At 66.6% G+C, this 25,876-nt stretch carries 29 protein-coding genes and 4 tRNA genes (1 of these 33 only partly in view); 12 read left to right on the forward strand and 21 right to left on the reverse strand.

All coding sequences use genetic code 11. The annotated features are described in order from the left end of the window. The 11 genes from rpoB to ABNQ38_RS20690 form a co-directional block, all read right to left on the reverse strand. A protein-coding gene (gene rpoB / locus ABNQ38_RS20640; RefSeq protein ID WP_377809974.1) for a DNA-directed RNA polymerase subunit beta crosses the window boundary here: on the reverse strand, positions 1-427 show its beginning. 3,767 nt of this gene lie to the left of the window's left edge; 427 of the gene's 4,194 nt are visible here — the first part of the coding sequence; its start codon is at positions 425-427; its stop codon lies off the left edge, out of view. 247 nt (positions 428-674) lie between these two features. Next, positions 675-1,052: a 50S ribosomal protein L7/L12 gene (rplL, locus tag ABNQ38_RS20645; RefSeq protein ID WP_014246882.1), complete on the reverse strand. Its 378-nt coding sequence runs from the start codon at positions 1,050-1,052 to the stop codon at positions 675-677. 58 nt (positions 1,053-1,110) lie between these two features. Beyond that, on the reverse strand, positions 1,111-1,635 hold the full coding sequence (rplJ, locus tag ABNQ38_RS20650; RefSeq protein ID WP_098740499.1) for a 50S ribosomal protein L10: 525 nt from the start codon (positions 1,633-1,635) through the stop codon (positions 1,111-1,113). Between the two features lie 309 nt (positions 1,636-1,944). After that, positions 1,945-2,652 carry a 50S ribosomal protein L1 gene (gene rplA / locus ABNQ38_RS20655; RefSeq protein WP_109051345.1) on the reverse strand — a complete coding sequence of 236 codons (708 nt, stop codon included), beginning with the start codon at positions 2,650-2,652 and terminating at the stop codon, positions 1,945-1,947. A 4-nt stretch (positions 2,653-2,656) separates the two neighbouring features. Beyond that, positions 2,657-3,091 (reverse strand): 50S ribosomal protein L11, encoded by a 435-nt coding sequence (gene rplK / locus ABNQ38_RS20660; protein WP_042690902.1) that lies wholly within the window; start codon positions 3,089-3,091, stop codon positions 2,657-2,659. 159 nt (positions 3,092-3,250) lie between these two features. Beyond that, positions 3,251-3,781 (reverse strand): transcription termination/antitermination protein NusG, encoded by a 531-nt coding sequence (gene nusG / locus ABNQ38_RS20665; RefSeq protein ID WP_012973192.1) that lies wholly within the window; start codon positions 3,779-3,781, stop codon positions 3,251-3,253. A gap of 3 nt (positions 3,782-3,784) precedes the next feature. Then, on the reverse strand, positions 3,785-3,982 hold the full coding sequence (gene secE / locus ABNQ38_RS20670) for a preprotein translocase subunit SecE (RefSeq protein WP_014246876.1): 198 nt from the start codon (positions 3,980-3,982) through the stop codon (positions 3,785-3,787). A 71-nt stretch (positions 3,983-4,053) separates the two neighbouring features. Beyond that, positions 4,054-4,129 (reverse strand) — tRNA-Trp (locus ABNQ38_RS20675). Between the two features lie 191 nt (positions 4,130-4,320). After that, positions 4,321-5,511: an elongation factor Tu gene (gene tuf, locus ABNQ38_RS20680; protein ID WP_109051341.1), complete on the reverse strand. Its 1,191-nt coding sequence runs from the start codon at positions 5,509-5,511 to the stop codon at positions 4,321-4,323. An 80-nt stretch (positions 5,512-5,591) separates the two neighbouring features. Continuing rightward, positions 5,592-5,665 (reverse strand) — tRNA-Gly (locus ABNQ38_RS20685). Positions 5,666-5,727: 62 nt separating this feature from the next. After that, positions 5,728-5,813, reverse strand: a tRNA-Tyr gene (locus ABNQ38_RS20690). Positions 5,814-5,945: 132 nt separating this feature from the next. Here ABNQ38_RS20690 and rlmB point away from each other — a divergent pair. The 4 genes from rlmB (at position 5,946) to ABNQ38_RS20710 (ending at position 10,068) form a co-directional block, all read left to right on the forward strand. After that, entirely contained in the window at positions 5,946-6,881 is a 936-nt protein-coding gene (gene rlmB / locus ABNQ38_RS20695) for a 23S rRNA (guanosine(2251)-2'-O)-methyltransferase RlmB (RefSeq protein ID WP_377809975.1), read from the forward strand. Positions 6,882-6,963: 82 nt separating this feature from the next. After that, positions 6,964-7,039: transfer RNA gene (locus tag ABNQ38_RS20700), tRNA-Thr, on the forward strand. Positions 7,040-7,594: 555 nt separating this feature from the next. Next, on the forward strand, positions 7,595-8,920 hold the full coding sequence (locus tag ABNQ38_RS20705; protein ID WP_377809976.1) for an MBOAT family O-acyltransferase: 1,326 nt from the start codon (positions 7,595-7,597) through the stop codon (positions 8,918-8,920). A gap of 11 nt (positions 8,921-8,931) precedes the next feature. Continuing rightward, positions 8,932-10,068, forward strand: a complete 1,137-nt coding sequence (locus ABNQ38_RS20710) for a hypothetical protein (RefSeq protein WP_377809977.1) — start codon at positions 8,932-8,934, stop codon at positions 10,066-10,068. A 19-nt stretch (positions 10,069-10,087) separates the two neighbouring features. Here the strand turns inward: ABNQ38_RS20710 and ABNQ38_RS20715 are convergent, their stop codons facing one another. Next, positions 10,088-10,435: a hypothetical protein gene (locus ABNQ38_RS20715; RefSeq protein WP_377809978.1), complete on the reverse strand. Its 348-nt coding sequence runs from the start codon at positions 10,433-10,435 to the stop codon at positions 10,088-10,090. Positions 10,436-10,651: 216 nt separating this feature from the next. Between ABNQ38_RS20715 and ABNQ38_RS20720 the strand changes: the two genes are divergently transcribed. Further along, on the forward strand, positions 10,652-10,846 hold the full coding sequence (locus tag ABNQ38_RS20720; protein WP_377809979.1) for a hypothetical protein: 195 nt from the start codon (positions 10,652-10,654) through the stop codon (positions 10,844-10,846). A gap of 104 nt (positions 10,847-10,950) precedes the next feature. On the opposite strand, the gene ABNQ38_RS20725 is transcribed toward ABNQ38_RS20720, so the two are convergent. Together ABNQ38_RS20725 and ABNQ38_RS20730 are read right to left on the reverse strand one after the other, a co-directional pair. Then, positions 10,951-11,535: a polysaccharide biosynthesis/export family protein gene (locus ABNQ38_RS20725; RefSeq protein ID WP_109051350.1), complete on the reverse strand. Its 585-nt coding sequence runs from the start codon at positions 11,533-11,535 to the stop codon at positions 10,951-10,953. Positions 11,536-11,885: 350 nt separating this feature from the next. Then, positions 11,886-13,154 (reverse strand): outer membrane beta-barrel protein, encoded by a 1,269-nt coding sequence (locus ABNQ38_RS20730; protein ID WP_377809980.1) that lies wholly within the window; start codon positions 13,152-13,154, stop codon positions 11,886-11,888. 403 nt (positions 13,155-13,557) lie between these two features. On the opposite strand from ABNQ38_RS20730, the gene ABNQ38_RS20735 reads away from it, so the two are divergent. From ABNQ38_RS20735 to ABNQ38_RS20760, 6 genes are all read left to right on the forward strand, one after another. After that, positions 13,558-13,731 (forward strand): hypothetical protein, encoded by a 174-nt coding sequence (locus tag ABNQ38_RS20735; protein WP_158285612.1) that lies wholly within the window; start codon positions 13,558-13,560, stop codon positions 13,729-13,731. A gap of 368 nt (positions 13,732-14,099) precedes the next feature. After that, positions 14,100-14,540, forward strand: a complete 441-nt coding sequence (locus ABNQ38_RS20740) for a MarR family winged helix-turn-helix transcriptional regulator (protein ID WP_377809981.1) — start codon at positions 14,100-14,102, stop codon at positions 14,538-14,540. Positions 14,541-14,694: 154 nt separating this feature from the next. Continuing rightward, positions 14,695-15,978: an ABC transporter substrate-binding protein gene (locus ABNQ38_RS20745; protein WP_377809982.1), complete on the forward strand. Its 1,284-nt coding sequence runs from the start codon at positions 14,695-14,697 to the stop codon at positions 15,976-15,978. 28 nt (positions 15,979-16,006) lie between these two features. Further along, positions 16,007-17,839, forward strand: a complete 1,833-nt coding sequence (locus ABNQ38_RS20750; RefSeq protein ID WP_377809983.1) for an ABC transporter permease — start codon at positions 16,007-16,009, stop codon at positions 17,837-17,839. After that, positions 17,836-18,606 carry an ABC transporter ATP-binding protein gene (locus ABNQ38_RS20755; RefSeq protein ID WP_377809984.1) on the forward strand — a complete coding sequence of 257 codons (771 nt, stop codon included), beginning with the start codon at positions 17,836-17,838 and terminating at the stop codon, positions 18,604-18,606. Before ABNQ38_RS20750 ends, ABNQ38_RS20755 begins: the two co-directional genes overlap by 4 nt. Beyond that, positions 18,603-19,316 (forward strand): ABC transporter ATP-binding protein, encoded by a 714-nt coding sequence (locus tag ABNQ38_RS20760; RefSeq protein ID WP_377809985.1) that lies wholly within the window; start codon positions 18,603-18,605, stop codon positions 19,314-19,316. The genes ABNQ38_RS20755 and ABNQ38_RS20760 overlap by 4 nt, the downstream gene beginning before the upstream one ends. A 31-nt stretch (positions 19,317-19,347) precedes the next feature. Here ABNQ38_RS20760 and ABNQ38_RS20765 read toward each other — a convergent pair whose 3' ends face one another. The 7 genes from ABNQ38_RS20765 to ABNQ38_RS20795 all read right to left on the reverse strand — a co-directional run bounded on the left by ABNQ38_RS20765 (position 19,348) and on the right by ABNQ38_RS20795 (position 25,502). Beyond that, a complete protein-coding gene (locus tag ABNQ38_RS20765) occupies positions 19,348-20,397 on the reverse strand; it encodes an ABC transporter substrate-binding protein (protein WP_377809986.1) in 1,050 nt (349 codons plus the stop codon). 49 nt (positions 20,398-20,446) lie between these two features. Beyond that, on the reverse strand, positions 20,447-21,274 hold the full coding sequence (locus ABNQ38_RS20770; RefSeq protein ID WP_377809987.1) for an ABC transporter permease: 828 nt from the start codon (positions 21,272-21,274) through the stop codon (positions 20,447-20,449). Further along, entirely contained in the window at positions 21,267-22,040 is a 774-nt protein-coding gene (locus ABNQ38_RS20775) for an ABC transporter ATP-binding protein (protein ID WP_377809988.1), read from the reverse strand. Before ABNQ38_RS20775 ends, ABNQ38_RS20770 begins: the two co-directional genes overlap by 8 nt. 176 nt (positions 22,041-22,216) lie before the next feature. Next, complete coding sequence (locus tag ABNQ38_RS20780; RefSeq protein WP_377809989.1) at positions 22,217-22,543, reverse strand: hypothetical protein; 327 nt, start codon at positions 22,541-22,543, stop codon at positions 22,217-22,219. Between the two features lie 70 nt (positions 22,544-22,613). Then, a complete protein-coding gene (locus ABNQ38_RS20785) occupies positions 22,614-23,786 on the reverse strand; it encodes an ABC transporter permease (RefSeq protein ID WP_377809990.1) in 1,173 nt (390 codons plus the stop codon). Continuing rightward, entirely contained in the window at positions 23,783-24,646 is an 864-nt protein-coding gene (locus tag ABNQ38_RS20790; RefSeq protein ID WP_377809991.1) for an ABC transporter permease, read from the reverse strand. Before ABNQ38_RS20790 ends, ABNQ38_RS20785 begins: the two co-directional genes overlap by 4 nt. Then, positions 24,639-25,502 carry an ABC transporter ATP-binding protein gene (locus ABNQ38_RS20795; protein WP_377809992.1) on the reverse strand — a complete coding sequence of 288 codons (864 nt, stop codon included), beginning with the start codon at positions 25,500-25,502 and terminating at the stop codon, positions 24,639-24,641. Before ABNQ38_RS20795 ends, ABNQ38_RS20790 begins: the two co-directional genes overlap by 8 nt. A gap of 197 nt (positions 25,503-25,699) precedes the next feature. Here ABNQ38_RS20795 and ABNQ38_RS20800 point away from each other — a divergent pair, with 197 nt between their 5' ends. Next, positions 25,700-25,861, forward strand: coding sequence for a hypothetical protein (locus ABNQ38_RS20800; protein WP_377809993.1), 162 nt, complete (start codon positions 25,700-25,702; stop codon positions 25,859-25,861). Positions 25,862-25,876: the final 15 nt, after the last annotated feature.

Raw genomic sequence — 25,876 nt, forward strand, 5'->3', positions numbered from 1 at the left:
CGAAGGTGCCGTTGGCCGTCATCAGGGGCATGTCGCCCATGTAGACGTCCTGCTCCTTGATGTCGCGGATCGAACGGAGGCCGGTGTCCTCCTCGACGTCGAACACGGACAGACGCAGGGTCACCTTCAGCGGGGCGGCGAAGGTCATGCCGCGCTGCTGGCATTCCTCGACGTCGTATTTCGGCTGCTCAAGCTCGTATTTGACGAAATCCAGCACCGCGCGGTCGGAGAAGTCCTTGATCGGGAAGACCGACTTGAAGACTTCCTGCAGGCCCAGGTTCGCCCGCTTTTCCGGGGCGACGTCCATTTGCAGGAAGTGATCGTAGGAGCTGCGCTGCACCTCGATGAGGTTGGGCATCTGGGTGACTTCCGGGATGCGCCCGAAGCTCTTCCGAACACGTTTACGACCCGTAAAGGATTTGGCCATGGATGTCCCCAAACGTCTGTACGTGATGCGCGTTATACCGACCGTTCAACCGACCGTAGGATCGAGCCGACTGGTGTCGACCGGTCCCTAGGGCGCCCGCGCGGGCCATCCCCATGATGGGGACGGAAAGAGCCGGGCCGGGCAAGCCCGGTCCGGCGGAAGGCAGAAAATGCCGTGCGGCGGCCGGTCCCCTAGGGAACCGACCGCCGTCCGGCTTGGTACTGTGTGCTTCGTAGGCAACAAGGTCTTACTTAATATCGACCTTGGCGCCGGCTTCTTCAAGCTGCTTCTTGATCTTGGCGGCCTCGTCCTTCGTGGCGCCTTCCTTGACCGGCTTCGGAGCGCCCTCGACCAGGTCCTTGGCTTCCTTCAGGCCCAGGCCGGTGATCGCACGGACTTCCTTAATCACGTTGATCTTCTTGTCGCCGGCATCGGCGAGGATCACGGTGAACTCGGTCTGCTCTTCGGCCGGAGCGGCAGCGGCAGCGGCCGGGCCGGCGGCGGCGACGGCCACCGGAGCGGCGGCGGAGACGCCCCACTTCTCTTCGAGGAGCTTCGACAGCTCGGCGGCTTCCAGGACGGTCAGGGCCGACAGATCGTCGACGAGCTTCTGCAGATCAGCCATGTTACTACTCCAAACGACTTGAGTTCTGGGGATGTAAAAAACGAGTGACTAGGCCTGGTTAGGCCGCCGCCTCGTCGTCCTTCTTCGCGTAGGCAGCAAGCACGCGGGCGACCTGGCCGCCCGGAGCCTGGAGGACACCGGCGATACGGGTCGCCGGGGTCTGGATCATGCCCACGAGGCGGCCACGCAGTTCGTCCAGCGACGGGAGCGAGGCGAGGGCCTTGACCCCCTCCGCGTCCAGAATCTGGGTGCCGAGGCTGGCGCCGACGATCTTGAGCTTCTCGTTGGTCTTCGCGTAGTCGGCCACCACCTTGGCAGCCGCAACGGGATCCTTCGAGTAGGCGATCGCCGTCGGTCCCTTGAAGAGACCGTCCAGACCTTCGAACTGCGTCCCCTGAAGGGAACGACGGGCGAGCCGGTTCTTCGTCACTTTGAAGCTGGCGCCAGCAGCCCGAACCTTCGCACGCAGGTCGGTGACTTCCTTCACCGTCAGGCCCAGATGGTGGGTGACCACCACCAGGCCCGTGTCCTGGAGCTTCGATTGCAGAGCCGCGATCGTCGCTTCTTTTTGTGTACGATCCACGGATCGCCTCCTTGCACAGAGGTGTACATGGACCCCCGCCCCCGAAGGGCCGGAGATCCGGCGAACCTGTCCCAGAAGTCAAGCCGTTCCTGAACCGGTTCCCGTCGCACATGGCGGCGGGGCCGGAGGGGTAAACGGGTTCAACTCCTGTCTGCGCGGGTGAATTTTAAGCTCTTCCCTCTCCTTGCGGTCGGGGATGGGCACCAGCGGTCTCGGACAGGGGTGGGCGGGTGCCCTTGGGGCTTCCCCCTCAGGCGGTCCGCCCGGACGCCGCCGCTGCCCGAGAGCAGACGGCGGCGAAACGGGTCGTCAGGCGGCGGCCGGAGCCGACACGCTGGAGAGGTCGAGCTTCAGGCCCGGGCCCATCGTCGACGAGAGCGAGACCTTCAGCAGGTACTGGCCCTTGGCGCCGGTCGGCTTGGCACGGGTGATGGCATCGACGAAGGCGCGGATGTTCTGGACCAGCGCCTCTTCCGAGAAGCTGACCTTGCCCACGCCGGCGTGGATGATGCCGGTCTTCTCCGCACGGAACTCCACTGCGCCGGCCTTGGCGGCCTTCACGGCGCCGGCGACGTCGGGGGTCACGGTGCCCAGCTTCGGGTTCGGCATCAGGCCGCGCGGGCCCAGCACCTTACCGAGCTTGCCGACCACGCCCATCATGTCGGGCGAGGCGATGCAGCGGTCGAAGTTGATGTTGCCGGCCAGGATCTGTTCGGCCAGATCGTCGCCGCCGACAACGTCGGCGCCGGCGGCCAGAGCCTCATCGACCTTGGCGCCACGGGCGAACACCGCCACGCGGACGGTCTTGCCGGTGCCGTTCGGCAGGTTCACGACGCCGCGGACCATCTGATCGGCGTGGCGCGGATCGATGCCGAGGTTCATCGCGATTTCGATCGTCTCGTCGAACTTGGCCTTGGCGGCACCCTTCACCAGGGTGACGGCCTCTTCCAGCGAGTAGAAGGAGTCGCGGTTAACGGTCTTGTAGGCGTCGGTCAGACGCTTGCCCAGCTTCGCCATAGGATCAGCCCTCCACCACTTCGAGGCCCATCGAGCGGGCGGAACCGGCGATCATGCTCGCGGCGGCTTCGACGTCGTGCGCGTTCAGGTCGGCCATCTTCTTCTGGGCGATCTCGCGAATCTGCGAGGTCGTGACCTGGCCGACGAAACCGCCCTTGCCGGGGGTCGTCGAACCCTTGTCCTTGCCCGAAGCCTTCTTGAGGAAGTAGCTGACCGGCGGGGTCTTCGTCACGAAGGTGAAGGTGCGGTCGCCGTAGGCGGTGATGACCACGGGAATCGGCATGCCGACTTCCAGGTCCGCCGTCTTGGCGTTGAACGCCTTGCAGAACTCCATGATGTTCAGGCCGCGCTGACCGAGCGCCGGGCCGATGGGCGGCGACGGGTTGGCCTTGCCGGCCGGGACCTGCAGCTTGATGTAACCGACGATTTTCTTCGCCATCTCACAACCTCCTGGGACGACGCCTCACGCACTTGACCGGATGGTCCGGCGCGGCGCCGCGGGGTTTTGCGGTTCGGCCATGGCGAGCCTCCCGCAACAGAATGGAGCCACCGATGCAAGCACCGGCAGCTCCGACTCATAAACCTTGGAACCTTGCGATCAGATCTTTTCGACCTGCGTGTATTCCAGCTCGACCGGCGTGGAGCGACCGAAGATCGAAACCGCCACCTTGAGGCGGGACTTCTCTTCGTCGACTTCCTCGACGACACCATTGAACGAGGTGAAAGGACCGTCGCTCACTCGCACCTGCTCGCCCACCTCGAAGGTGATCGAGGGCTTGGGGCGCTCAAAGCCTTCCTGCACCTGATGGATGATCCGCTCGGCTTCGCGCTGGGAAATCGGCTGCGGCTTGCCGCCGCCACCCAGGAAGTCCGTGACCTTCGGCGTGTTCTTCACCAGCGACCAGGATTCGTCGGTCAGGTCCATCTTGACGAGGACATAGCCGGGGAAGAACTTGCGTTCGGTGTTGATCTTGGAACCCCGGCGCACTTCGACCACTTCTTCGGTCGGGACCAGGATTTCCTCGAACTTGTCTTCCAGACCCTTCTGAGCCGCTTTTTCGCGGATGGCCTGGGAGACCTTCTTTTCGAAACCCGAATAAACGTGAACGACGTACCAGCGCGCAGCCATGTCTCAGCCCCCCAGCCCAAGGATCAAGCGAACGGCAACCGCCAGCACCTGATCGACGACGAGGAAGAACAGGGCGGCGAGCACGACCATGACGAACACCATGGCGGTCGTGATGCCGGTTTCCTTGCGGGTCGGCCAGGTGACCCTGGCTACCTCGCGGCGGACCTCGCGCGCGAATTCTGCGGGATTGACTTTAGCCATCGTGCGAACCGTGCGAGCTCCGGAGCGACTGTGAGGGCGTCGCTTTTGCCCTAACCGTTATTGGGACGGGATGGCAGGAGTGGAGGGGATCGAACCCCCAACCCCCGGTTTTGGAGACCGGTGCTCTACCAATTGAGCTACACTCCTATCTCCGTCCGGCCACACCTTTCGGCGTGGGAGGCCGCTTAAACCATTCTTTAGGCGGCGGTGTCAAGGCCTTTCGACCCGACTTTCGGAAGAACTTTGATACCGGCTTGCCGGAAGCCCAACCAAACTCTGTACGCGGATAAAACTCCCCCGCCGAACCGTGGTCCGGCGGGGGAGGCAGGCTTATAGCATCACTCGACGATCTTGGCAACGACGCCGGCGCCGACCGTGCGGCCACCCTCGCGGATGGCGAAGCGCAGGCCTTCGTCCATGGCGATCGGGGCGATCAGCGTCACTTCCATGGCGACATTGTCGCCCGGCATCACCATCTCGACGCCTTCCGGCAGCGCCACCATGCCCGTCACGTCCGTCGTCCGGAAGTAGAACTGCGGACGGTAGTTCGTGAAGAACGGGGTGTGGCGGCCACCCTCTTCCTTCGTCAGGATGTAGGCTTCGGCCTTGAACTTGGTGTGCGGGGTGATCGAACCCGGCTTGGCCAGAACCTGGCCGCGCTCGACGTCCTCGCGCTTCGTGCCGCGCAGCAGAGCGCCGATGTTGTCGCCGGCTTGCCCGGAGTCGAGCAGCTTGCGGAACATTTCGACGCCGGTCACCGTCGTCTTGACCGTCGCCTTCAGCCCGACGATCTCGACTTCCTCGCCGACCTTCACGATGCCACGCTCAACGCGGCCGGTCACAACCGTGCCGCGGCCCGAGATCGAGAACACGTCTTCGATCGGCATCAGGAACGGACGGTCGACCGGACGCTCCGGCTGCGGGATGTACTCGTCGACCGTCTTCATCAGCGCCAGGACGGCGTCACGGCCGATCTCCGGCTGACGGTCTTCCAGAGCGCACAGCGCCGAACCCTTGGTGATCGGAATGTCGTCGCCCGGGAACTGGTAGGACGACAGAAGCTCGCGAACTTCCAGCTCGACCAGCTCAAGCAGCTCCGGATCGTCGACCATGTCGACCTTGTTCATGAACACCACCAGCGCCGGAACGCCGACCTGGCGCGCCAGCAGGATGTGCTCGCGGGTCTGCGGCATCGGGCCGTCGGCGGCCGACACGACCAGGATCGCGCCGTCCATCTGGGCGGCGCCCGTGATCATGTTCTTCACGTAGTCGGCGTGGCCCGGGCAGTCGACGTGCGCGTAGTGGCGGTTCGACGTCTCGTACTCGACGTGCGCCGTCGAGATCGTGATGCCGCGCGCCTTCTCTTCCGGCGCCTTGTCGATCTGGTCGTAAGCGGTGAAGGTCGCGCCGCCGGACTCCGCCAGCACCTTCGTGATCGCCGCCGTCAGCGACGTCTTGCCGTGGTCGACGTGGCCGATCGTGCCAACGTTGCAGTGCGGCTTGTTCCGCTCAAACTTTGCCTTCGCCATCGCTTTGGTCTTTCGTTCCCGACGTTCCGGACGCACACAATGGCCCGGCCGAGATCGGTTTTCCGTGGCGCACGCGGGATTGGAGCGGGTGAGGGGAATCGAACCCCCGTCGTAAGCTTGGAAGGCTTCTGCTCTACCATTGAGCTACACCCGCAAGCATCCCGCCGGCGCGACCGTCCGGGGCAAACGCGATCACGGACAAGCCGTGGAAAGTAATGGTGGAAGGGGCTGGATTCGAACCAGCGTACGCGTACGCGGGCAGATTTACAGTCTGCTGCCTTTAACCACTCGGCCACCCTTCCAGTCCGCGGCCTGGCGATGCCCGCCGCGGAGTTCGGCAATATGCGAATTTTTCAGGCCTTGTCAACACGGGTTAAGCGGTTCACACCAGAAAAAATTCGGCCGCAGTCCGCTGCGGCCCCCTCCCCTTCTTCGTGGGTATCATGACGCGCTCCAGACATCCCGGCTCCACCCCCTCCTCCGCCCGTCCCGCAGACCGCAACACCGACCGCAGTGGAGACCGGTCCGGCGGCAGGCAACAGCAAGGCGCGTCGCCGCGGCAGGACGAAGGGGACGAGGGAGCGCGCGGCGGCCGCAAGGCGGCAAAGGGAGGACGGGGGCCGGCGGCACGCGGCGTGCTTCTTTACGGACTGCACCCGGTGGCCGCTGCCTTGACCAACCCCGAACGGCGCATCCACCGCCTGCTGGTGACCGACTCGGGCCGCGCTGCGCTGGAGCCGGCGATCGCCGCCGCCCGCGCCCGGGGTCTGCAAAGGCCGGAGGCCTCGCCGGCCGACCGGATGGAGCTCGACAGGATGCTGCCGCCGGGTGCGGTGCATCAGGGCGTCGTCATCGATGCGTCTCCCCTGCCCGATCTGGGCATCGAGGATCTTTGCAACGAACTGGCCGGGGAAACGTCGGCGGTCATCGTGGCGCTCGACCAGGTGACGGACCCGCACAATGTCGGCGCCATCCTGCGTTCCGCCGCCGCCTTTGGCGCCCGTGCCGTCGTGGTGACCGAGCGCCATGCTCCGGAGACGACCGGCGTTCTCGCCAAGAGCGCTTCGGGTGCCTTGGAGGCGGTGCCGCTGATCCGCGTTACCAATCTGGCCCGGGCACTGACGGATCTGCAACAGAACGGCTTCTGGTCGGTCGGGCTCGCCGAATCGGGGCCTTCGACGCTGGCCAAGCTGAATTTGACCGGCAAGACGGTGCTGGTGATGGGGGCGGAAGGCAGCGGCCTGCGCCGGCTGACCATGGAGCGCTGTGACGCCATCGCCCGACTGCCGACCGGCGGACCCGTCGGCAGCCTCAACGTCTCGAATGCCGCCGCGGTGGCGCTGTACGAGGTTGCCCGCCTGCGCGAGTGACCGAACCGCGAGGTTGTCTCGGTCAAGCGCTTGTTTACGCGGAAAAGGGACGCTAAGGTGTGCGTCCCGCAAGCGGCGGCGTGCCGGATTAGCTCAGCTGGTAGAGCAGCTGATTTGTAATCAGAAGGTCACGGGTTCGATTCCTGTATCCGGCACCAGATTTTTCAACGGCTTAGCGCACATCGCCCTAGGCCGTTTTGCTTTCCCAGGAAAAAATGGCCGGGTGCCGGTCTGTTGAGGCAGATTCGATCCGCCGACACGACGGACTCATCGGATTTCTGGGCCGTCCAATCGCTTGGAATCCCACGCAGGGCGGTCTTCCTATCTGTCCCGCTTCGCCCCGGCATACTGACATTTCTGCCAAGCATCCGGCATCGACGCCCCCATCCGGTTGCAACCAGAGGGCTTTCCGACCCTTTGCAGTCGCCAGGATGGCAACGCGCGCCGGGAAGCTCCGCCGGCTTGTCGCTGTAGGGTTGCGCTGTTCCCGCATAGGTCTGGATACGGTACCCGATCTGGGTTATACCCCATGCCGCTCTGGACCGAAATGCGGCTTGAATTTGGAGTTCCGGAACCACAAGCGCGCAGCAGGTATAGCATAAGGGTGGATGATGGTTTTCAGCTCTATCGTATTTATCTTTTATTTTTTGCCAATTTTTATTTTTTGCTATTATTCCCTGCCGCTGAAGCACGGAACGCTGCTTTTCTTCAGCTTGGTTTTCTATGCGTATGGCGAGGTGATCTATACCTACGTCATGCTGTTGTCGATCCTCGTCAATTATGCTTTCGGGCTGTGGATCGCCGGCCAGGAGGGGCGGGGCCGCAAGCTCGCCATGGGTGCTGGCGTCGTCGTCAACCTGGGCATTCTCGTCTATTTCAAATATCTGGGATTCTTCTACGGGATGGTGGCCGCGCTGGTGCCCAACCTGTTCTCCGGGCCGCCGCAGGTGCATCTGCCGCTCGGCATCTCGTTCTTCACCTTCCACGCGCTGTCCTACCTGATCGACGTCTATCGCCGTCAGGTTCCGGTCGAGCGCAGCCTGATCTATGTCGCCGTCTACATCACCATGTTCCCGCAGCTCGTGGCGGGGCCTATCATCCGCTTCCATGACATCCGCGACGAAATCCATAACCGCAGGGTCAGTGCCGGGTTGTTTGCCGAGGGCATTCAGATCTTCGTGATCGGCCTCGCGCAGAAGGTTCTGATCGCCAACACGGTGGCGGTGGCGGCGGACCAGATCTTCGCGCTCGACCCGACGGGGCTGAGCCTGCCGATCGCGTGGCTGGGTATCGTCTGCTACACCCTGCAGATTTTCTTCGATTTCTGCGGCTATTCGACCATGGCCATCGGGCTGGGGCTGATGATCGGCTTCCATTTCCCGCTGAACTTCAACTATCCCTACATCGCCCAGTCGATCACCGAATTCTGGCGCCGCTGGCACATCTCGCTGTCGATGTGGTTCCGCGACTATCTCTACATCCCGCTGGGCGGCAACCGCGCCGGTCCGCTGGCCACCTACCGCAACCTGCTGATCGTCTTCTTCCTGTGCGGCCTGTGGCATGGCGCCAGTTGGACCTTCGTGGTCTGGGGCCTGTGGCACGGCGCCTTCCTGGTGCTCGAACGGCTGGGCATCGCCCGGATGCTCGACCGGTCGGTGCCGGCGGTCCGCCATGTCTACACGCTGCTGGTGGTGATGATCGGCTGGGTCTTCTTCCGTGCCGACACGCTGGACCATGCCTGGATCTTCCTCAAGGCCATGGCCGGCGCCGGCCATCCCAGTCCTCTGGCACCGCATGTCCTGCAGTTCCTGACGCCGGAAACCGTCACCGCGCTGGTCATCGGCGCGGTCGCCGCGACGCCGTTGCTCGGCCGGCTGGTGCGGAGCGGGCTGGATGCGGTGCGGAACGCGGCCGGCGGGCGCATGCTGGTCGGCACCGGCGAGGCGCTGTACCTTGCCGGCCTGCTCGGCATGTTCGCACTGGCCGTCATGAGCCTCGCGGCCGGCACCTACAACCCGTTCATCTACTTCCGGTTCTGACCATGCGAGCGATGTCTCTCGGGATCGTGCACAGCACGCTTTTGCAGAAGCTGTGCATCGGGATTTTCCTGGCGCTCCTCCTGCTGCCCATGATCGGCCAGACGCTGTCCGTCGGAACCGGCGTGACGGCGACCGAGATGCGGGCGCCGAACGAGTTGCCCGGCCTGCCCGGCACCTTCGATGAGTTTTCCGTCCTGCCGCAGCGCATCGAGGCGTGGCTGAAGGACCATTTCGGCTTCCGCAACAATCTCGTCCTCGCCAACAACTTCATCCGGGTCAAGGTGTTCGGCCAGAGCACCTCGCCGCTGGTCGTGCTCGGCCGGAACGGCTGGCTGTTCTACACGGGCGAGCATGCGCTGGAGCAGACGCGCGGCATCGACCGCTTCTCGCCGGAGGAGCTGGACCGCTGGATCGACGTGATGGAGCGGCGGCAGGCATGGCTGGCGGAGCGCGGCATCCCCATGCTGATGGTCGCGATCCCCAACAAGGAGCGCGTCTATCTCGAGGACCTGCCGGCCTGGGCCACCCAGGTGAATCCGGAAAGCCGGATGGACCAGATCGTGCGGCGGCTGGCGGAGCGTCGCTCGCCGCTGGTGTTCAAGGACATGACCGCCGACCTCGTCGCCGCGAAGAAGAACATGAAGGTCTACCTCCAGGCCGACACGCACTGGACGGGCGATGCCGCCTTCGCCATCGGCTATCGGCGGATCGTGGAGTGGATCAAGACGGTCCGCCCGGATTTCACGCCGCTGACGCCGGCCGACATGAAGCAGGTCCACGTCATGCGCCAGGGCGTCGACCTCGACCTCGCCCGCATGCTGGGACTGGCCGCGGTTTATCAGGAAGAGGAAGTCCGCTACGATTCCCTGAGACCGCCCAAGCTGCGCGCCAACGACGTCTCGATGCCGAACGGCATTGTCCAGAACATCCTGCGCGCCGATCTGCCTACGGCCCCCAGCGTGGTGTGGTTCCGCGACTCCTTCACCATCCCGATGTTCCCATACATCGCCGAAAGCTTCAGCAAGGCGGTGGTCACGGAGCATAAGGGGTTGCGCTTCGACAAGGCGTTGATCGAGGAGCAGAAGCCGGACGTCGTCGTCTACCAGTTCGTCGAGCGCTCGCTCAACAACCCTGTCCCGGCGGAGTGAGCAAGCGTAGGTCGGGAGCTTACCCTCGCCAATTTGCGCCCTGGCGCTGACGCAGACGGGCCCTGCCCACGACGAAGATCAGGCCGAGCAGGGCCCCGCCGCATCCCATGAACGCCACCATCAGTCCGGCTCCGAAGGTCGGCGGCATTTCTCCGCTGATGGACCCGTCGGGCAGCACCGTCGGAGGCAGGCAGCACAGGGCACTGGCCGCCCCTGCACTGCCGCCGGCGATCAGGATCGCGCAGCAGGCCCAATAAAGCCGCCGCCATCCGTGGGCGCGGAGCGTCAGGACCGTCGCCGAGAGCAACAGGCCCACCGCAATCGCCAGGATGCCGAACGCCAACAGCGTCAGTCCGGTGTCAGGCATCGGGCGCTCCCATGGCGTGGAGTGGTCTGGCCGGGTCTTACGATCACCGATAGCCTACCGATATGTCCCGGCAGGGAACCCCCGACTGGACGTGGCGGTTGGTGAAGGCATCGGAATGCCCCTCACAGCAGTTTGCGCGAAAGGCCGACCATGACCAAGCCCCATCCCGAGTCGGACGACCGGACGCCCACCACCCCCAGCGCGGAAGCGAATCGGATGCGCGCGGACATTGACCGCGGCCTGACCGGCGACAAGGTTCCCGCCACCGATCCCGCCGCAGCGCCGCTCGGCACCGATGACGAAGCCGCCGGCACCACCCCGCCGCATGGCATCTCCCGCGATGCGGTCGTTCCCAGCGACCAGCGTATGCCGCCGGGGCAGAAGAAGGGCGGCGACACGCTCGACACCTGATCGGAAGTCCCTATCCGCAGACGGCAGAAAGCCCGGCCGGGTGTTCCCCGGCCGGGCTTTCTTGCGATTCGGCGGCGCCCTGCCACCGGTCTGGAAAGCGATGCTTAGAAATAGCGCTCCGGAATGCGGACCACGTCGTCCGGCATCACCGAGGTGGTGATCGGGGCCTTGCGGATTTCCTTCTTGGGATCGCTGCCGCGGGTGATGAGGACGTAGTCCTCCTTGGCGCGATAGGTGTAGCCGCCGGCCATCGCCACCGCCGACAGGGCGGTCATGCCGTTGACATACTGGTACTGGCCGGGATTGCGCACCTCGCCCAGGATGAAGAACGGACGATGGTTCAGCACCTCGACGCTGACCTTCGGGTCCTTCACATAGCCGGCGGACAGCCGGGTGGCGATTTCCTTCTCCAGATCCCGGGTGTTGCGGTCCTTGGCCGAAACCTCGCCGATCAGCGGCATGGCGACCTTACCGGTTCCGTCGACGCGGAATTCGCCGGACAGCTGCTCTTCGCCGAACACGATGACGCGCAGCGCGTCACCCGGGCCGAGACGGTATTCGCCGATCTGACCGGCGCTGGCGGTCTCCATCGGCGCGTCGTTGCCGCCGGCACAGCCGACCATGGCAACGGCGAGCGCGGCCAACCCGATCCCCTGGCCCAGCGCACGGATCACCTGACGTCGATTCATCCCTAAACCCTTTCCCTGGCTGGTGGATGCCTGCCACAGCGCCGGTCCGGCCCCTTCGACGGGTCGGTTCCGAGAAACCGCCCCTTCCGCCGGCCGCCTTGCAGCGGCGCCCTTTGGTCACGCACCTGAATTCGGGTGGAGACTAGCAACTCGCAAGCGCTTGGGAAAAAGTGGAGAGGAATTACCGCCTTCGGATCTGTTCAGTACATCGTCATCGATCATAAGAGCAGGCATAAGAAAAGGGCGCCCGTCATAGGACGGACGCCCTGCCCTGTTCAGCGGAACCTTTAGGACCTTCGGCCGGGACTTTCTCGGTCGGTCAACCCGATTCCGCCGGATTACCTGCTGGATTACATCTGGGCGCCGAGTCGCAGATAGATCAGGTTGTCGCTGTACTCGGCGGAGCTGATGTTGGAATTGCGCTTTTCGTAGGTATAGCCGCCGGTCAGATACAGGTTGCGGTTCATCTGGTAAGTGCCGCCGACACCGGCCGTATAGACCTTGTCGTTGCGGTCGTTGCCGTTGAAGTCGTCCTGGCGGTACTGCAGGCGGCCGTTCAGCACCAGCGAGCGCAGCAGCTCGTGGTCGACGCCCAGGGCGACCAGGGTGCGGGTGTAGCTGGAGGCGGTGCCGAAGCCGGGGCTGGCCGACGTCTCGCGCACCTGACGGCTGGCGGTGGCGCTGATGCCGGTCAGCTGGGTGACCGCCCAGTTCACGCGCCCGCCGAAGGACAGGCCGCTGAAGTCCTCCAGCCGCGAATCCTTGTAGTTGCGGACGAGGTAGCCGGCGAAGACCTCGCCGGTGATCAGGCCGGTCAGGTCGGTGGCCAGACCGCCCACCACCTCGTAGCCGTCCGAGTCGCGGTCGAGGCCGAAGGCGTCGCGGTCGTTCTTGTGGCGGGTCCAGGAATAGGTGCCCTGGACGAAAGCTTCGTAGCCTGCGATGAACTCATAGCCGACGCGGCCGACCGACGCGTATTCCCAGCGGTCGCGGTCGCCCTGGCGGGCGACGCCGCCGCCGATCAGGTCGACGTCGTCGTAGGAGATGTACTGCGCCGAACCGGAAACGCGGGCGCGCAGGCGGTTGAAACGCTGGGTGTAGCCGGCCTCGCCGCCGCTGGTGAGGAAGGTCACCGGCTCGGCATAGCCCTGCAGGCTGTTGATGTCGCCGCGGCCTTCGTGATTGCGGCGGTGGAACAGCTGGCCGTCCAGCGCACCGCCCTTGTTCACGTCGAAGCGGCCGTCGGCCTGCACGGCATAGTCCGTGTAGTTCTCGCCGGAATGGTCGCTGTAACGGCCGGCATCGGCCGAGGCCGAGAAATTCAGCGCGTGGGCCGAGAAGTCCGACTTGATGTCCAGCCGCGGCCGGACCGTCCAGATGACGTCGTCCTCGTGGTTGTCGCGCGTGGCGTAGACGTTGGTGTCATAGGTGGCACCGGCTTCCACCCGCGGCAGGAACAGGAAGGAACCGGCGCGCAGCCCAAGCTGCTCCAGTTCCGGCCGGCGGCGCTCCAGCACGGTTTCGCCACGCTGCAGGTCGTCCTGGGCGGCGGCGGGAAGCGACGTCAGCCCGGTCGAGGCGAGAGCGAGGGCGAGAAGGGAAAGGGTGCTGGTCTTCATGGAGTCACCGCGCTTGGCTGGGTTCGGTCGGCTCACTGGGCCGGGGGTCCGGCTCCTTGGTGGGAGGCGCACTGCCGCCGGTCTTCGGCCAGAACCCCAACCGGGACCAGTGCGGACGCATCCTCGGCAAAGACACAACAAACCGTGCTTCCCACGCAACAGTGAAGCCCATGCACCGCTGCTTTTGCCGGACCCTGTGGTGTGGCCGCAACAAAAAGCTGCCGGCCGGTCAGTGTCGCCTGAAACGGTGGTCTGCTTGATTTCAGCGTCTTTTTCAAATGGTCCTAAGATGAAGGTCATAGAGCAATGAGGCGAAGCCGATGACGCAACAAGGGGCCTGCTTTGGAACCGCCCGCCCGGTGGTGGGTTGTTCATCACGTTTCTTGAGCCGCAAAGGTGCCGCATGACCCGCCGACTCGACACACCGCCCCCGCCGCCCTCGACCAAGCGCCCGCCCGACGCCACCACCCCGCCCTACACGCCGGGCGGCGTGACTCCCCCCGAAAAAGACGATGCCGCCAGCCCGGCCGAAAAGACCGCTCCGCCCGACAGCTACCCGCCCAAACGGACGCCCTGACCAAAAGCAGCCGGTGAAATGCGGCGGCAGCGGACGCGTATCGCGCCGCCGCGGTCATGAATCGGCAGTGCAGACTCTCCGAATTGCCACAGCATCCGCTCGCAGCTTATTTTCAGGCTTGCGGCGCTTCTTTTGTTGCGCAAGCGATGACATTCGCATTCCTGTGGCTCTATGCCGCATCTGCGAAGATTGCACTGCGCCCATTGTGTTTTCTACCCTTTCCATGAGGAACGCATGATGGACGCATCGGATGGTGACAGGCGGGAAACGCCGCGCCATCCCTGCCCACGCAGCCGGGAGCGGCGATCCGTGTCCGCCCCAGCCTTCGCCCCGGACCGAAGGCGGGCGCGAACCACGGGCCCGTTGACATGGACGACTTCGGACGACTGCCTCCCGGCGATTACCAGTTGGCCGGCCAGGTTCACCACCGCCTTCGCCGCGCCCATCAGCGCGCCTCGGCGATCTTCATAGACCTGATCGGCGATCAGCTGCTGACGCCCACCCAATGGGGCGCGCTGGCCACGCTGCATGCCGAAGGCCCGCTGTCGCAGAACCAGCTCGGCCGCCTGACCTACATGGATCCCGCCACGACCCAGGGCGTGATCCTGCGGCTGGTGGAACGCAATCTGGTGGAACGCCAGCCCGACCCGCAGGACCGCCGCCGCACCAGCGTCCGGCTGACCCGGATCGGCCAGGCCCTGGTCATCGACCTGATGGCGAACGCCGCCGCCGCCCACGAACAGACGCTGACCCCGCTGAGCGAGGAGGAGCGGGTGCAGTTCATGTCGCTGCTGGCCCGCCTGATGTAGGCAGCACCCGAGGGGACATCTGCGGGAGGGGCACGGGCGGGAAAACCCCGATCAGTCGGTGACTTTTGCGCCGGGTTTGCTATGAACGCGGTGTGTTGCGTCGCACCGCGACCGGACACGCCGCTGGTCTCTTACGAACCGGGGTCCCCGCAGGATGAAGCACCGCCACCCGACCGCCTCGCCGCTGGCGAAGCTCCTCCGCCCCGCCGCTCTGGGCGCCACCCTGTCCGTCGCACTTGCAGCGGCGGCTCTCACTGCCAGCCCCGCCGCGGCTCAGTCAGCGAAGGAACCGGTGAAATTCTCCGGCGCACCCGTGCGGGTGGGCGAGATCAACAGCTACACCGGCCTGCCCGCCTTCACCATTCCCTACCGCCAGGGCTGGCAGCTGGCGCTGGAGGAGATCAACGCCAAAGGCGGCGTGATCGGCTGCTGCGAGCTTCAGGTCGTCTCGCGCGACGATGCCGGCAAGCCCGACGACGCCGTGCGCGTCGCGCAGGAGCTGGTGACGAACGAGGCGGTCGACGTGCTGGCCGGCACCTACTTCTCCCACATCGGGCTGGCGGTCGCCGATTTCGCCGCGCGCAACAAGATGCCCTTCGTCGCGGCCGAGCCGTTGACCGACGCCATCACCTGGTCGAAGGGCAACCGCTACACCTTCCGCCTGCGCCCCAGCACCTACATGCAGGCGGCGATGCTGGTGGAGGAGGCGGCAAAGCTGCCGGCCAAGCGCTGGGCCACTGTTGCCCCCAACTACGAATACGGCCAGTCGGCGGTGGCGTGGTTCAAGCAGCTGCTGAAGGAAAAGCGTCCAGACGTCGAGTTCGTCGCCGAACAGTGGCCGGTGCAGGGCAAGCTGGAGGCCGGCCCGACGGTGCAGGCTCTGGCCGCAGCCAAGCCCGACGCCATCTTCAACGTCACCTTCGGCGCCGATCTTGCCAAGTTCGTGCGCGAGGGCGAGGGCCGCGGCCTGTTCCGCAACCGCAAAATCGTCAGCCTGCTGACCGGTGAACCGGAATATCTGGAGCCGATGAAGGACGAGGCGCCAGAAGGCTGGATCGTCACCGGCTACCCCTGGGACCAGATCGACACGCCCGCCCACAAGGCCTTCGTCGCCGCCTACACCGCGCGCTTCAAGGACTCGCCCAAGGCGGGGTCCATCGTCGGCTACATCACCATGAAGGCGGTCGCCGCCGCCATCACCAAGGCCAAGTCGGCCAATGCGGAGCCGATCGTCGATGCGCTGGCCGGCCTGACCATCGACAGCCCGGTCGGCCCGGTGACCTTCCGGGCGTCCGACCATCAGGCGACCATGGGCGCCTATGTCGGCACCACGACCGTGAAGGACGGCCGCGGCACCATGAAGGACTGGCGCTACGCCGACGGCGCCAACTACCTGCCGCCCGACGACGCGGCGCGCAAGATGCGGCCGGCGGAGTAAGGCGCCCGGTTTCCGGCGCCTCCCCCCCATGTCCTTCCTGCTCGTCCAGGCCCTCAGCGGGCTTGCGACCGCGGCGACGCTGTTTCTGGTGTCGTCGGGGCTGACCATCGTGTTCGGCGTGACGCGGATCGTGAATTTCGCGCACGGCTCCTTCTACATGGTCGGCGCCTATGCCGGCTGGTCGCTGATCGAACGGTTCGGCGGCACACCGGTCGGCTTCTGGGGTTCGGTCGCTGCCGCCGCGCTGGCGATGGGCGTGCTGGGGGCGGCGATGGAGATCGGACTGCTGCGCCGGCTCTACCGCTCGCCGGAGCTGTTCCAGCTGTTGGGCACCTTCGGCGTCGTGCTGGTGGTGCAGGATCTGACCGCCTGGGCCTGGGGGCCGGAGGATCTGCTGGGCCGACGCGCGCCGGGGCTGAAGGGCTCCATCGACATTCTGGACCAGCCCTTCCCGCTCTACGACCTCGTGCTGATCGGCCTCGGGCCACTGGTGCTCGGGCTGTTGTGGCTGCTGTTCAACCGCACCCGCTGGGGCACTTTGGTACGGGCGGCGACGCAGGACCGCGAGATGACCAGCGCGCTCGGCGTCGATCCGGCGCGGCTGTTCACCGGCGTGCTGTTCCTGGGCTGCGCGCTGGCCGGGCTGGGCGGCGCCCTGCAGGTCCCGCGCGAATCGGTGACCTTGCAGATGGACATGGCCATCGTGGTCGAGGCCTTCGTCGTCGTCGTCGTCGGCGGCATGGGCAGCCTGACCGGCGCCTTCCTAGCCTCGCTGCTGATCGGACAGTTGCAGGCCTTCGGCATCCTGGTCTTCCCGCAGATCACGCTGGTGCTGGTCTTCCTGTTCATGGCGGTGGTTCTCGTCCTGCGCCCGCACGGTCTGCTCGGCCGGGCCGAGGAGGTGCCGCCGACCGCACCGGCCACGGTGACCGTGCCGCTGTCGGCCGGGCGCCATGCCGGGCCGTGGGCGCTGGCGCTGCTGGCACTTCTCGCCGCCGCGCCGCTGGTCGCCGGCGATTACGCGCTGATCCTACTGACTGAGGTGGTGATCCTCGCTTTGTTCGCCGCCAGCCTGCATCTGCTGATCGGGCTCGGCGGGCTGGTGTCCTTTGGCCATGCGGCATGGTTCGGGCTGGGCGCCTACGGTTCGGCCCTGCTGGTCAAGCATCTGGGCGCGCCGATGCCGCTGGCGCTGGCCGGGGCGCCGGTTCTGGCCGGGCTGGGGGCCTTGGTGGCCGGTTGGTTCTGCGTGCGGCGCTCGGGCCTCTATTTCGCCATGCTGACCCTGGCCTTCGCCCAGATCGTCTGGTCGATTGCCTTCCAATGGTATGCGGTGACCGGCGGTGACAACGGCATCCTCGGCGTCTGGCCGCCGGGCTGGGCGGCGGGCAAGGCGACCTATTACTGGCTGACGCTGGGCTTATGCGGCGGGGCGCTGTGGCTGCTGCGTCGGGCGGCCTTCGCCCCCTTCGGCTATGCGCTGCGGGCCGGTCGCGACTCGGGATTGCGGGCCGAATCGGTGGGCATCGACGTGCGCCGCTTCCAATGGATGGCCTTCATGCTTGCCGGCACCGCGGCGGGGCTGGCCGGCGGTCTCTATGCCTTCGCCAAGGGCAGCGTCTTCCCCACCCTGCTGGCGGTGCCGCAGTCGGTCGACGCGCTGGTGATGGTGCTGATGGGCGGCATCCAGACCGTCGCCGGGCCGCTGGCCGGTGCGGTGGTGTTCCACCTGCTGGAGTCGGAGGTGATGAGCCTGACCGACTGGTGGCGGCTGGTGCTGGGCCTGATCATCGTCGCGCTGGTGCTGGTGTTCCCCAAGGGGGTCGTCGGCTTCCTGTCCGGCATCGGGAGGCGGGCATGAGCGAACCGCCCCTGAAGCCGCCTGGGAGCGAATTGGTGGTGCGCGACCTGCAACGCTCCTTCGGCGGGGTGCAGGCGGTGGGCGGCGTGTCCTTCACCCTGCGGTCCGGCGACCTGCTGGCGCTGATCGGCCCGAACGGCGCCGGGAAGAGCACCTGCTTCAACCTGCTGAACGGCCAGCTGCGTCCCGACTCGGGATCGGTCCGGCTGGACGGCACCGAACTGGTCGGGTTGCCGCCCCGGCGCATCTGGGCGCTGGGGGTCGGCCGCACCTTCCAGATCACCGCGACCTTCGCCTCGATGACGGTGGCGGAGAATGTACAGATGGTGCTGCTGTCGCGCGCCCGCCGGCTGTTCGGGCTGTGGCGCCCGGCCGCCGCCCAGTTCCGCGAGCCGGCGCTGGCCCTGCTGGACCGCGTCGGCATGGGCCCCCAAGCCGACCGGCCCTGCGGCGTGCTGGCCTATGGCGACGTGAAGCGGGTCGAACTGGCGATGGCGCTGGCGAGCGAGCCGACGGTGCTGCTGATGGACGAGCCGACCGCCGGCATGGCGCCGGCCGAACGCCTCGCCCTGATGGCGCTGACGGCGGAGCTGGTGCGCGAACGCGGCCTCGCCGTTCTGTTCACCGAGCATGACATGGATGCGGTTTTCGGCCACGCCACCCGCGTGCTGGTGCTCGACCGCGGCCGGCTGATCGCGGAGGGCTCGCCGGATCAGGTGCGCGCCAACCCGCGTGTGCAGTCCGTCTATCTGGGAGGCGAGGCGTGAGCGAACCCCTGCTGACGGTCGACGGCCTCCAGGCTTGGTATGGCCGCGCCCACATCCTCGACGGCATCGCCCTGACCGTCGGGCGGGGCGAGGTGGTGGCGCTGATGGGACGCAACGGCGCCGGCAAGACCACCACGCTGAAGGCGATCATGGGGCTGGTCGAGCGGCGTGCCGGGGTGTTGCGCTTCGACGGGCGCGACCTGTCGGCCCTGCCCGCCCACCGCATCGCCCGGCTCGGCGTCGGCTATGTGCCGGAGGACCGCCGCATCTTCGCCGACCTGACGGTGGAGGAAAATCTGGAGGTCGGCCGCCAGCCGCCCCGCCCCGGCGCCCCGGCCTGGACGCCGGAGAAGCTGTTCGCGCTGTTCCCCAACCTAGCGGAGATGCGCGGCCGACGCGGCACCCGGATGAGCGGCGGCGAGCAGCAGATGCTGACTCTGGCCCGCACGCTGATGGGCAATCCGTCGCTGCTGCTGCTGGACGAGCCGTCGGAAGGGCTGGCGCCGCTGATCGTCAGGCAGATGGCCGAGGCGGTGCGGCGTCTGAAGGCGGAGGGGCTGTCGGTGCTGCTGTCCGAACAGAGCCTGTCCTTCGCCTCATCCGTCGCCGACCGTGCCTGCGTCATCGAAACCGGCCGCCTGCGCTGGACCGGCACGATGACGGAGCTGATGGCGGACGATGGGGTGAGGGCGGCCTATCTGGCGGTGTGACCGCCCCTCCCCCGCCCCCAGGAGAGGGATGTCACTGCCCGGCGACGCTGAGGTCCATCACCGACTTCGGATCCAGCGCCTTGTCGACCTGACCTTCCGACTGCCAGAACTTCACCTGATTGACGATGTCGTCGACCAGCAGGCGGGCCTGCGGATCGACATAGGGCAGACCGGCGGCGACGATGTCGGGCTTCTGCTTGGTGGCGTCGGCGATGATGCCCAGCAGTTCGTCGTAACCCGGCCCCTTGACCAGATTGCCCGAGGCGTCCTTGCCGTTGAAGGCGGCGTGGTATTCGGCCAGCGCGGTCTTGTAGGCGCGGACGAACTTCTCGACCAGCGGACGGCGGTCCTTCATCGTCTTCGGCGCGGTGAACAGGGCGCCGAGCTGCCAGGGCGTCTCGTCGCCGACCCAGCCCAGCATCTTGCCGGCACCATCGGCAACCAGCTGCCGCGACACGGTGGACGGCGCGATGATGGCGTCGACCTGCCCGCCCTTGAAAGCGGCGACCATCTTCGGCACGTCCTGCAACGGCACCATGGTCACATCCTTGACCGTGAAGCCGTGCTTCTGCGCCAGCAGCCCGATCATGTAATGGAAGGTCGAGCCGACGGTGGTGATGGCGACCCGCTTGCCCTTCAGGTCGGCCGGCGTCTTCAACCCGGCATCATAGGCGGCGTTGGTCGCGAGATAGGCGCTGAGGGGGAAGCCCGGCTCGTCGCGGCTCTGCGCGGCGATGATGGTGACCGCCCCCTTGGAAGCGAGGTTGTAGAAGCCGGCGGTCAGACCGGTGACGCCGAAATCGGCGTCGCCCGAGGTGACGGCGACCGGCACCTGCTGGGCCGAGGTGAACATCTTCAGATCGACGTCCAGCCCTTCCTTCTCGAAATAGCCCTTGGCCTTGGCGATGAAGATCGGACCGGAGGAGGACAGCGCCAGCACGCCGACCGTCGCCTTCTCCAGCGGCTGCGCCAGCGCGGCGGACATCAGGGTACCGGCGGCGAAGGCGGCCCCGGCGGCCAGGGACACAGTGGCGATCACGGCGCGCCGGGCGAGGCGGGCCACGGTCATGGCGGCGGTCATGGACGGAAATCCTCCCGATGGATGGTTCAGGTTTCTTGGGAAAAGCCGGTCAGCGCCAGTTCAGCAGGCGCCGTTCAAGCTGCGACAGCACCGTGCCGATGGCGAGACCGAGCAGCGACAGCACCAGCACCCCGGCCAGCAGCGTGTCGGTCTGCATCAGGTTGCCGGCCATCAGCACGAAGGCGCCGATGCCGTATTCCGCCCCGATCATCTCCGCCGCCACCACCAGGATCAGCGCAATCGACGCGGTGATGCGGAATCCCGCCAGGATGCCCGGCAGGGCGCCCGGCAGAACGATGGAGCGCAGGATCGACCGCCAGGGCAGGCCGAAGCTCTGCGTCATGCGGATCAGGTTGCGCGGCACCGAATCGATGGCGCTGTAGGTGGCGATGACGGTGGGGAAGAAGACGCCGAAGCCGATGGTGGCGAATTTCGACGGCTCGCCGATGCCGAACCACAGGATGAACAGCGGCAGAAGCGCGATCTTCGGGATCGGGAAGAAGGCCGACACCAGCGGCACGCCGACCGCGCGGGCGGTGGAGAAGATGCCCATGGCGAAGCCGACCAGCATGCCGCCCGCCGTGCCCAGCACCCAGCCGACGGCAATGCGCCCCAGCGACGCCTTCAGGTTCAGCCAGAGCGATCCGTCCGTCACCATGCCCGAGAGGGCATGGGCGACGGCACTCGGCGGCGGCAGGAACAGCGGGCTGGCGAGGCCGAGGCGGCTCACCCCCTCCCACACCGCGATCAGCACGGCGAAGGCGGCCAGCGCCGCCCAGGGATGGCGTTTCACGGTAAAACCGCCGCCACGGAAGCGGACGGGCTGGCCCATCGCGGACGCAGCGGCTGCGGTGGGCGGGTTCAGGCTGTCAGGCACGGGCGATCTCCCGATCGGCCATCTGGGCTTCGGCCTTCATCAGGTGCCACAAACGGTCGCGCACTTCGGCAAGATGGGCCTGGGCCGACGGCTCCTGCCGGCGCTCCCGCGGCTCCTCGATGGTGACCAGTTCGCGGATGCGGCCGGGGCGGCGGCTCAGCACGCAGACACGGTCGGCCAGCCGCAGCGCCTCGTCCAGATTGTGGGTGACATAAAGCGCGGTAGTCTTCTCCCGTCGCCAAAGCTCGAGGAAATCGTCCATCAGCAGTTCGCGCGTCTGGGCATCCAGCGCCGACAGCGGCTCGTCCAGCAGCAGCATCGCCGGGCGCACCGCCAGCGCGCGGGCGATGCCGACCCGCTGGCGCATGCCGCCGGACAGCTGCTTGGGCAGCGCCTTGCGGAACTCCCACAGCCCCATGCGGCGCAGGCCGCTGTCGATGCGCTCGCGCCGCTCGGCGGCGGAGAGCGGGTGATGCTCCAGCACCAGGGCGACATTGTCCTCCACCGTGCGCCAGGGCAGCAGGGCAAAGTCCTGGAAGATGAAGGTGATCGGGTTCAGGCAGCCGTCCGGCACCTCCCCCTCCACCCGGATGCTGCCGGAGGTCGGGGCGACGATGCCGCCGGCGATGCCGAGCAAGGTCGACTTGCCGCAGCCGCTGGGGCCGATCACCGCCAGAATTTCCCCCTCCGCCAGGGTCAGGTCGATGCCGTCCAGCACGGTCAGATCGTCATAGCGGTGGGTCAGATCGGAAACGAGAAGCCTCATCGCGCCCTTATCAAGCCTGATGCTTTGTCGGTGGAGTCCGACTGTTCGTTGGGCCTGCCACTATAGCGCGGCGATCCGGCGGCGGAGAGGGGAAAGGCGTTCCGCATCCCAGCCATACGGCAGTATGGTAGTGGCCGGAAGGCGTCAAGGCGCTGTCGGTTTCGCGACAGCGGTCGTCAGGCGGTTCCGCTGACCGGGCCACCACCGACCGGCAGGTCGAGCACCCGCAATGCAGCGGCGCAGCGACCGACCGCCGCTTCCGCCAGGGCATGGCGCTCGCTCAGCCCCGCCTCGTCCACCTCGTCGGGGGTCATCGCCTGCAACAGCACGCGCAGAGTGCGGACATAGGTGCGCAGAAGCGTGGCTTCCTCGGCATAATCGCCCAGCAGGCCGCCGGCGGTGCGCAGGGCGACAAGCTCGCCGTCCAGCGACGCGGCGGCCATCTCGATGGCGAGCAGGGCCCGCGTCAGGCGGACATGCTTCAGAACGACGACATCGGCCATGCCCACCTCCCTTGCCGGCTGGAATGGCCAGGTGAAAGCAATGGCCGTGCCAGCGGCGCCGCGAGGCCGGTCAGCGCCCCCGCAGCGACGGATGCCAGGCCGTGGTTGCCCGCTCCAGCAGTGCCAGCGCGCCATACAGGCCGGAGCCGGTCAGCGCCGCCACGGCGATGGTGGCCCAGACGATGTCGAGATTCAGCCGCGCCACTTCGGTCGAGATGCGGAACCCCATGCCGACCACCGGCGTGCCGAAGAATTCGGCAACGATGGCGCCGATCAGCGCCAGGGTCGAGTTGATCTTCAAGCCGTTGAACAGGAAGGGCAACGCGTTGGGCAGCCGCAGCTTGACCAGCGTGCGGCCATAGCCAGCGGCGTAGCTGCGCATCAGGTCGAGCTGGAGGCGCTCCGAATTGCCGAGGCCGGCAAGCGTGTTGATCAACATCGGAAAGAAGGTCATGACGACGATGACCGCTGCCTTCGACTGCCAGTCGAAGCCGAACCACATCACCATGATCGGCGCGATGCCGACCACCGGGATGGCACTGGCAAGATTGCCGAGCGGCAGCAATCCGCGGGCAAGAAACGGCACGCGGTCGGCAAGGATTGCCACCAGGAAACCGGCACCGCAGCCCATCACATAGCCGCGCAGGACGGAGGTCAGCACCGTCTGGCGGAAATCGTCCCACAGCACCGGCGCGTTGGCGGCCAGCGCCACGGCGATGCGGCTGGGCGGCGGCAGCAGGATCGCCGGCACCTGGAAGCCGCGGACCAGCACCTCCCATCCCACCAGCAGTCCGAGCCCGAACAGGCCGGGCACGATGACGGAGCGGGTCCAGCCCGGCACCCCGGCCAGCACCCCCATCACCCGCCACAGCAGCAGCGTCGCCGCGGCGAGGAACAGCCACAGCCCCCAGCCGGCCGAGAGATCCAGCCCTTCGTTCAGCAGATGCAGCGGCAGGAGCCAGGCCAGCGCCACGCCGGCCAGCTCCACCCAGGCGCCCCAGACCCGCTTGGGTGCTGAGGCACCGGCGACGACCGCCAGTACCACACCGATCAGGAACAGCGGCGCCATGGTTCCGCCGAACCAGCCAAGGACGGCGCCATTCCGGACACCCACCGGCAGGGACAGTGCCGCCAGCGCCGGCAGGGCGATGGCGACCAGCCCCCAATCGGCGGCGGTGCGCAGGCTGGTGCGGTAGGGAGTCGTCGCCTCATCGTTCGTCGAATCGCTGGCCGAATCGCTCATCGCACCCCCGCCCGGCCCAGCAGGACCAGCTCAAGCCCGCGCACCACGGCGATCAGCGCCACCGACAGCAGCGAGGCCATGATCAGCGCCGCCCAGATTTGCACGGTCTGGCCGTAATAAGACCCCGACAGCAGCCGCGCCCCCAACCCGGCCTGACCGCCGGTCGGCAGCTCGCCGACGATGGCGCCGACCACGCTGATGGCGACCGACACCTTGAGGCTGGCGAACAGGAAGGGCATGGAGGCCGGAAGCCGCAACGACCAGAAGGCGCGCAGCCCGCTCGCCGAATAGGTTCGCATCAGGTCGAGCCACAGCGGATCGGCGGAGCGCAGCCCCTTCACCATGCCCACCGTGATCGGGAAGAAGCAGAGATACATGCAGATCACCGCCTTCGGCAGCAGCCCGGTCAGCCCGATGTTGCCGAGGATGACGACGATCATCGGGGCAATCGCCAGAATCGGGATGGTCTGCGACGCGATCACCCAGGGCAGCAGGCTGGCCTCCAGCGTCCGGGTATAGACGATGCCGGCGGCCAGCAGGATGCCCAGCGCCAGCCCCATCGCCAGCCCGGTCAGCGCCGCCTCCGCCGTCACCCAGGCATGGAACAGCAGATTGCGCGGGCTGGTCGGCGCGTAGCCGGTCAGGGAGTTCCACAGCTCCACCACCACCTGATCGGGGGTGGGCAGGATCGGCCGCTTCATCGCATAGGCCTGGGCCAGCACGTCTGCGAAGCCGGCCGGCTTATTGGCGCGCGCCAACGTCTCCGCTGCCTGCGGCCAGTTCAGCCACGCCGCCCCGATGTACCAGGCCGCCAGCAGGAGCAGCGTCATCACGGTGACGGGAAGCGCGCGCTTAGTCATCGTAGCTGTGCCCCTCCTTCAGCCCCTCGCGCACGCGGTGGGCGATGGCGGCGAATTCCGGCGACTCGCGGATGTCCAGCGTGCGCTCGCGCGGCAGGCTGTTGCAGTCGATGACGTCGAGGATGCGGCCCGGCCGCGGGCTCATCACCACGATGCGGGTGGAAAGGAACACCGCCTCGGCAATCGAATGGGTGACGAAGACGCAGGTCTTGCCGGTCGCCCGCCACAGTTGGGTCAGATGCAGGTTCAGGTGGTCGCGGGTGATCTCGTCGAGCGCGCCGAACGGCTCGTCCATCAGCAGCAGGTCCGGCTGCAAGGCGAGAGCGCGGGCGATGGAAACGCGCTGCTGCATGCCGCCCGACAGCTGCCAAGGGAACTTGCGCTCGAAACCCGACAGGCCGACGCGCTCCAGTTGCTCGCGGGCCCGTGCCTGCCGGTCTGCGCGGGCGATCCCCATGATCTCCAGCGGCAGCATCACGTTGCGCTCCACCGTCCGCCACGGGTAGAGCGCCGGTGCCTGGAAGACGTAGCCGTAGAGGCGTTTCAGCCGCGCCTGCTCCGGCGTCATGCCTTCGATGGCGATCCGGCCGGAGGTCGGACGTTCCAGATCGGCGATCACGCGCAGCAGCGTGGTCTTGCCGCAGCCACTGGGACCGATCAGCGAGACGAAATCGCCCCTGGCGATGGTCAGGTCGACCTCGCTCAGCGCCGTAACCGGCTTGTCCGCCGTGGGATAGACCAGAGAGAGCTTGCGTGCCTCGACAACCACCGGGGACTTGGCCGAAGAAGCGGCCCGGTCCGAGCCTTGCCTGGAAGCGGTCGTCTCCCGGACATCGAGCGGATTTGGGAAGGTCACGGGCGGCGGTCCTTCACAGGGCGGATATGGGGCGGATTTGGAAAACGGATCTGACGGTTTGGTCAGAAACCATCCACCCCGCAAACTATCACCACCCCGACCAGGGCACCAGGGTTGCAAAAGCCCAGCCCTCTCACCCAAGGGCATTGGAACGCAACTTTGAGGGAAGTTTTCGCCGTCGGGCGGTTGGCACACGCATGCATGCCCTGCATTCTCGCGCCGCCGGAAACGCATCACGCGTCGATGGCAACCGGAAGAAGGTGACGCGAGTGAGAAAATTCCTGAAGTGGCTTGGCCGCTTCTGGTTCAAGCTGAAGTTCGAGTTTGAAGCCGGCTTCAACACGGACCAGGACAGGTAAACCAACATTGGCGGG

It is taken from the genome of Azospirillum sp. A29 (assembly GCF_042604625.1).
GTDB classification, from domain to species: domain Bacteria; phylum Pseudomonadota; class Alphaproteobacteria; order Azospirillales; family Azospirillaceae; genus Azospirillum; species Azospirillum palustre.

What these genes read in the sequence shown, in the direction of transcription:
- ABNQ38_RS20785 (WP_377809990.1), bottom strand. Translation starts at nt 23,786, where the DNA reads ATGAGCGATTCGGCCAGCGATTCGACGAACGATGAGGCGACGACTCCC.
- ABNQ38_RS20790 (WP_377809991.1), bottom strand. Translation starts at nt 24,646, where the DNA reads ATGACTAAGCGCGCGCTTCCCGTCACCGTGATGACGCTGCTCCTGCTG.
- ABNQ38_RS20730 (WP_377809980.1), bottom strand. Translation starts at nt 13,154, where the DNA reads ATGAAGACCAGCACCCTTTCCCTTCTCGCCCTCGCTCTCGCCTCGACC.
- ABNQ38_RS20745 (WP_377809982.1), top strand. Translation starts at nt 14,695, where the DNA reads ATGAAGCACCGCCACCCGACCGCCTCGCCGCTGGCGAAGCTCCTCCGC.
- ABNQ38_RS20755 (WP_377809984.1), top strand. Translation starts at nt 17,836, where the DNA reads ATGAGCGAACCGCCCCTGAAGCCGCCTGGGAGCGAATTGGTGGTGCGC.
- ABNQ38_RS20775 (WP_377809988.1), bottom strand. Translation starts at nt 22,040, where the DNA reads ATGAGGCTTCTCGTTTCCGATCTGACCCACCGCTATGACGATCTGACC.
- ABNQ38_RS20800 (WP_377809993.1), top strand. Translation starts at nt 25,700, where the DNA reads ATGCATGCCCTGCATTCTCGCGCCGCCGGAAACGCATCACGCGTCGAT.
- ABNQ38_RS20725 (WP_109051350.1), bottom strand. Translation starts at nt 11,535, where the DNA reads ATGAATCGACGTCAGGTGATCCGTGCGCTGGGCCAGGGGATCGGGTTG.
- rplA (WP_109051345.1), bottom strand. Translation starts at nt 2,652, where the DNA reads ATGGCGAAGCTGGGCAAGCGTCTGACCGACGCCTACAAGACCGTTAAC.
- nusG (WP_012973192.1), bottom strand. Translation starts at nt 3,781, where the DNA reads ATGGCTGCGCGCTGGTACGTCGTTCACGTTTATTCGGGTTTCGAAAAG.
- ABNQ38_RS20765 (WP_377809986.1), bottom strand. Translation starts at nt 20,397, where the DNA reads ATGACCGCCGCCATGACCGTGGCCCGCCTCGCCCGGCGCGCCGTGATC.
- ABNQ38_RS20750 (WP_377809983.1), top strand. Translation starts at nt 16,007, where the DNA reads ATGTCCTTCCTGCTCGTCCAGGCCCTCAGCGGGCTTGCGACCGCGGCG.
- rplK (WP_042690902.1), bottom strand. Translation starts at nt 3,091, where the DNA reads ATGGCGAAGAAAATCGTCGGTTACATCAAGCTGCAGGTCCCGGCCGGC.
- tuf (WP_109051341.1), bottom strand. Translation starts at nt 5,511, where the DNA reads ATGGCGAAGGCAAAGTTTGAGCGGAACAAGCCGCACTGCAACGTTGGC.
- secE (WP_014246876.1), bottom strand. Translation starts at nt 3,982, where the DNA reads ATGGCTAAAGTCAATCCCGCAGAATTCGCGCGCGAGGTCCGCCGCGAG.
- ABNQ38_RS20720 (WP_377809979.1), top strand. Translation starts at nt 10,652, where the DNA reads ATGCGCGCGGACATTGACCGCGGCCTGACCGGCGACAAGGTTCCCGCC.
- ABNQ38_RS20780 (WP_377809989.1), bottom strand. Translation starts at nt 22,543, where the DNA reads ATGGCCGATGTCGTCGTTCTGAAGCATGTCCGCCTGACGCGGGCCCTG.
- ABNQ38_RS20735 (WP_158285612.1), top strand. Translation starts at nt 13,558, where the DNA reads ATGACCCGCCGACTCGACACACCGCCCCCGCCGCCCTCGACCAAGCGC.
- ABNQ38_RS20715 (WP_377809978.1), bottom strand. Translation starts at nt 10,435, where the DNA reads ATGCCTGACACCGGACTGACGCTGTTGGCGTTCGGCATCCTGGCGATT.
- ABNQ38_RS20740 (WP_377809981.1), top strand. Translation starts at nt 14,100, where the DNA reads ATGGACGACTTCGGACGACTGCCTCCCGGCGATTACCAGTTGGCCGGC.
- ABNQ38_RS20710 (WP_377809977.1), top strand. Translation starts at nt 8,932, where the DNA reads ATGTCTCTCGGGATCGTGCACAGCACGCTTTTGCAGAAGCTGTGCATC.
- rplL (WP_014246882.1), bottom strand. Translation starts at nt 1,052, where the DNA reads ATGGCTGATCTGCAGAAGCTCGTCGACGATCTGTCGGCCCTGACCGTC.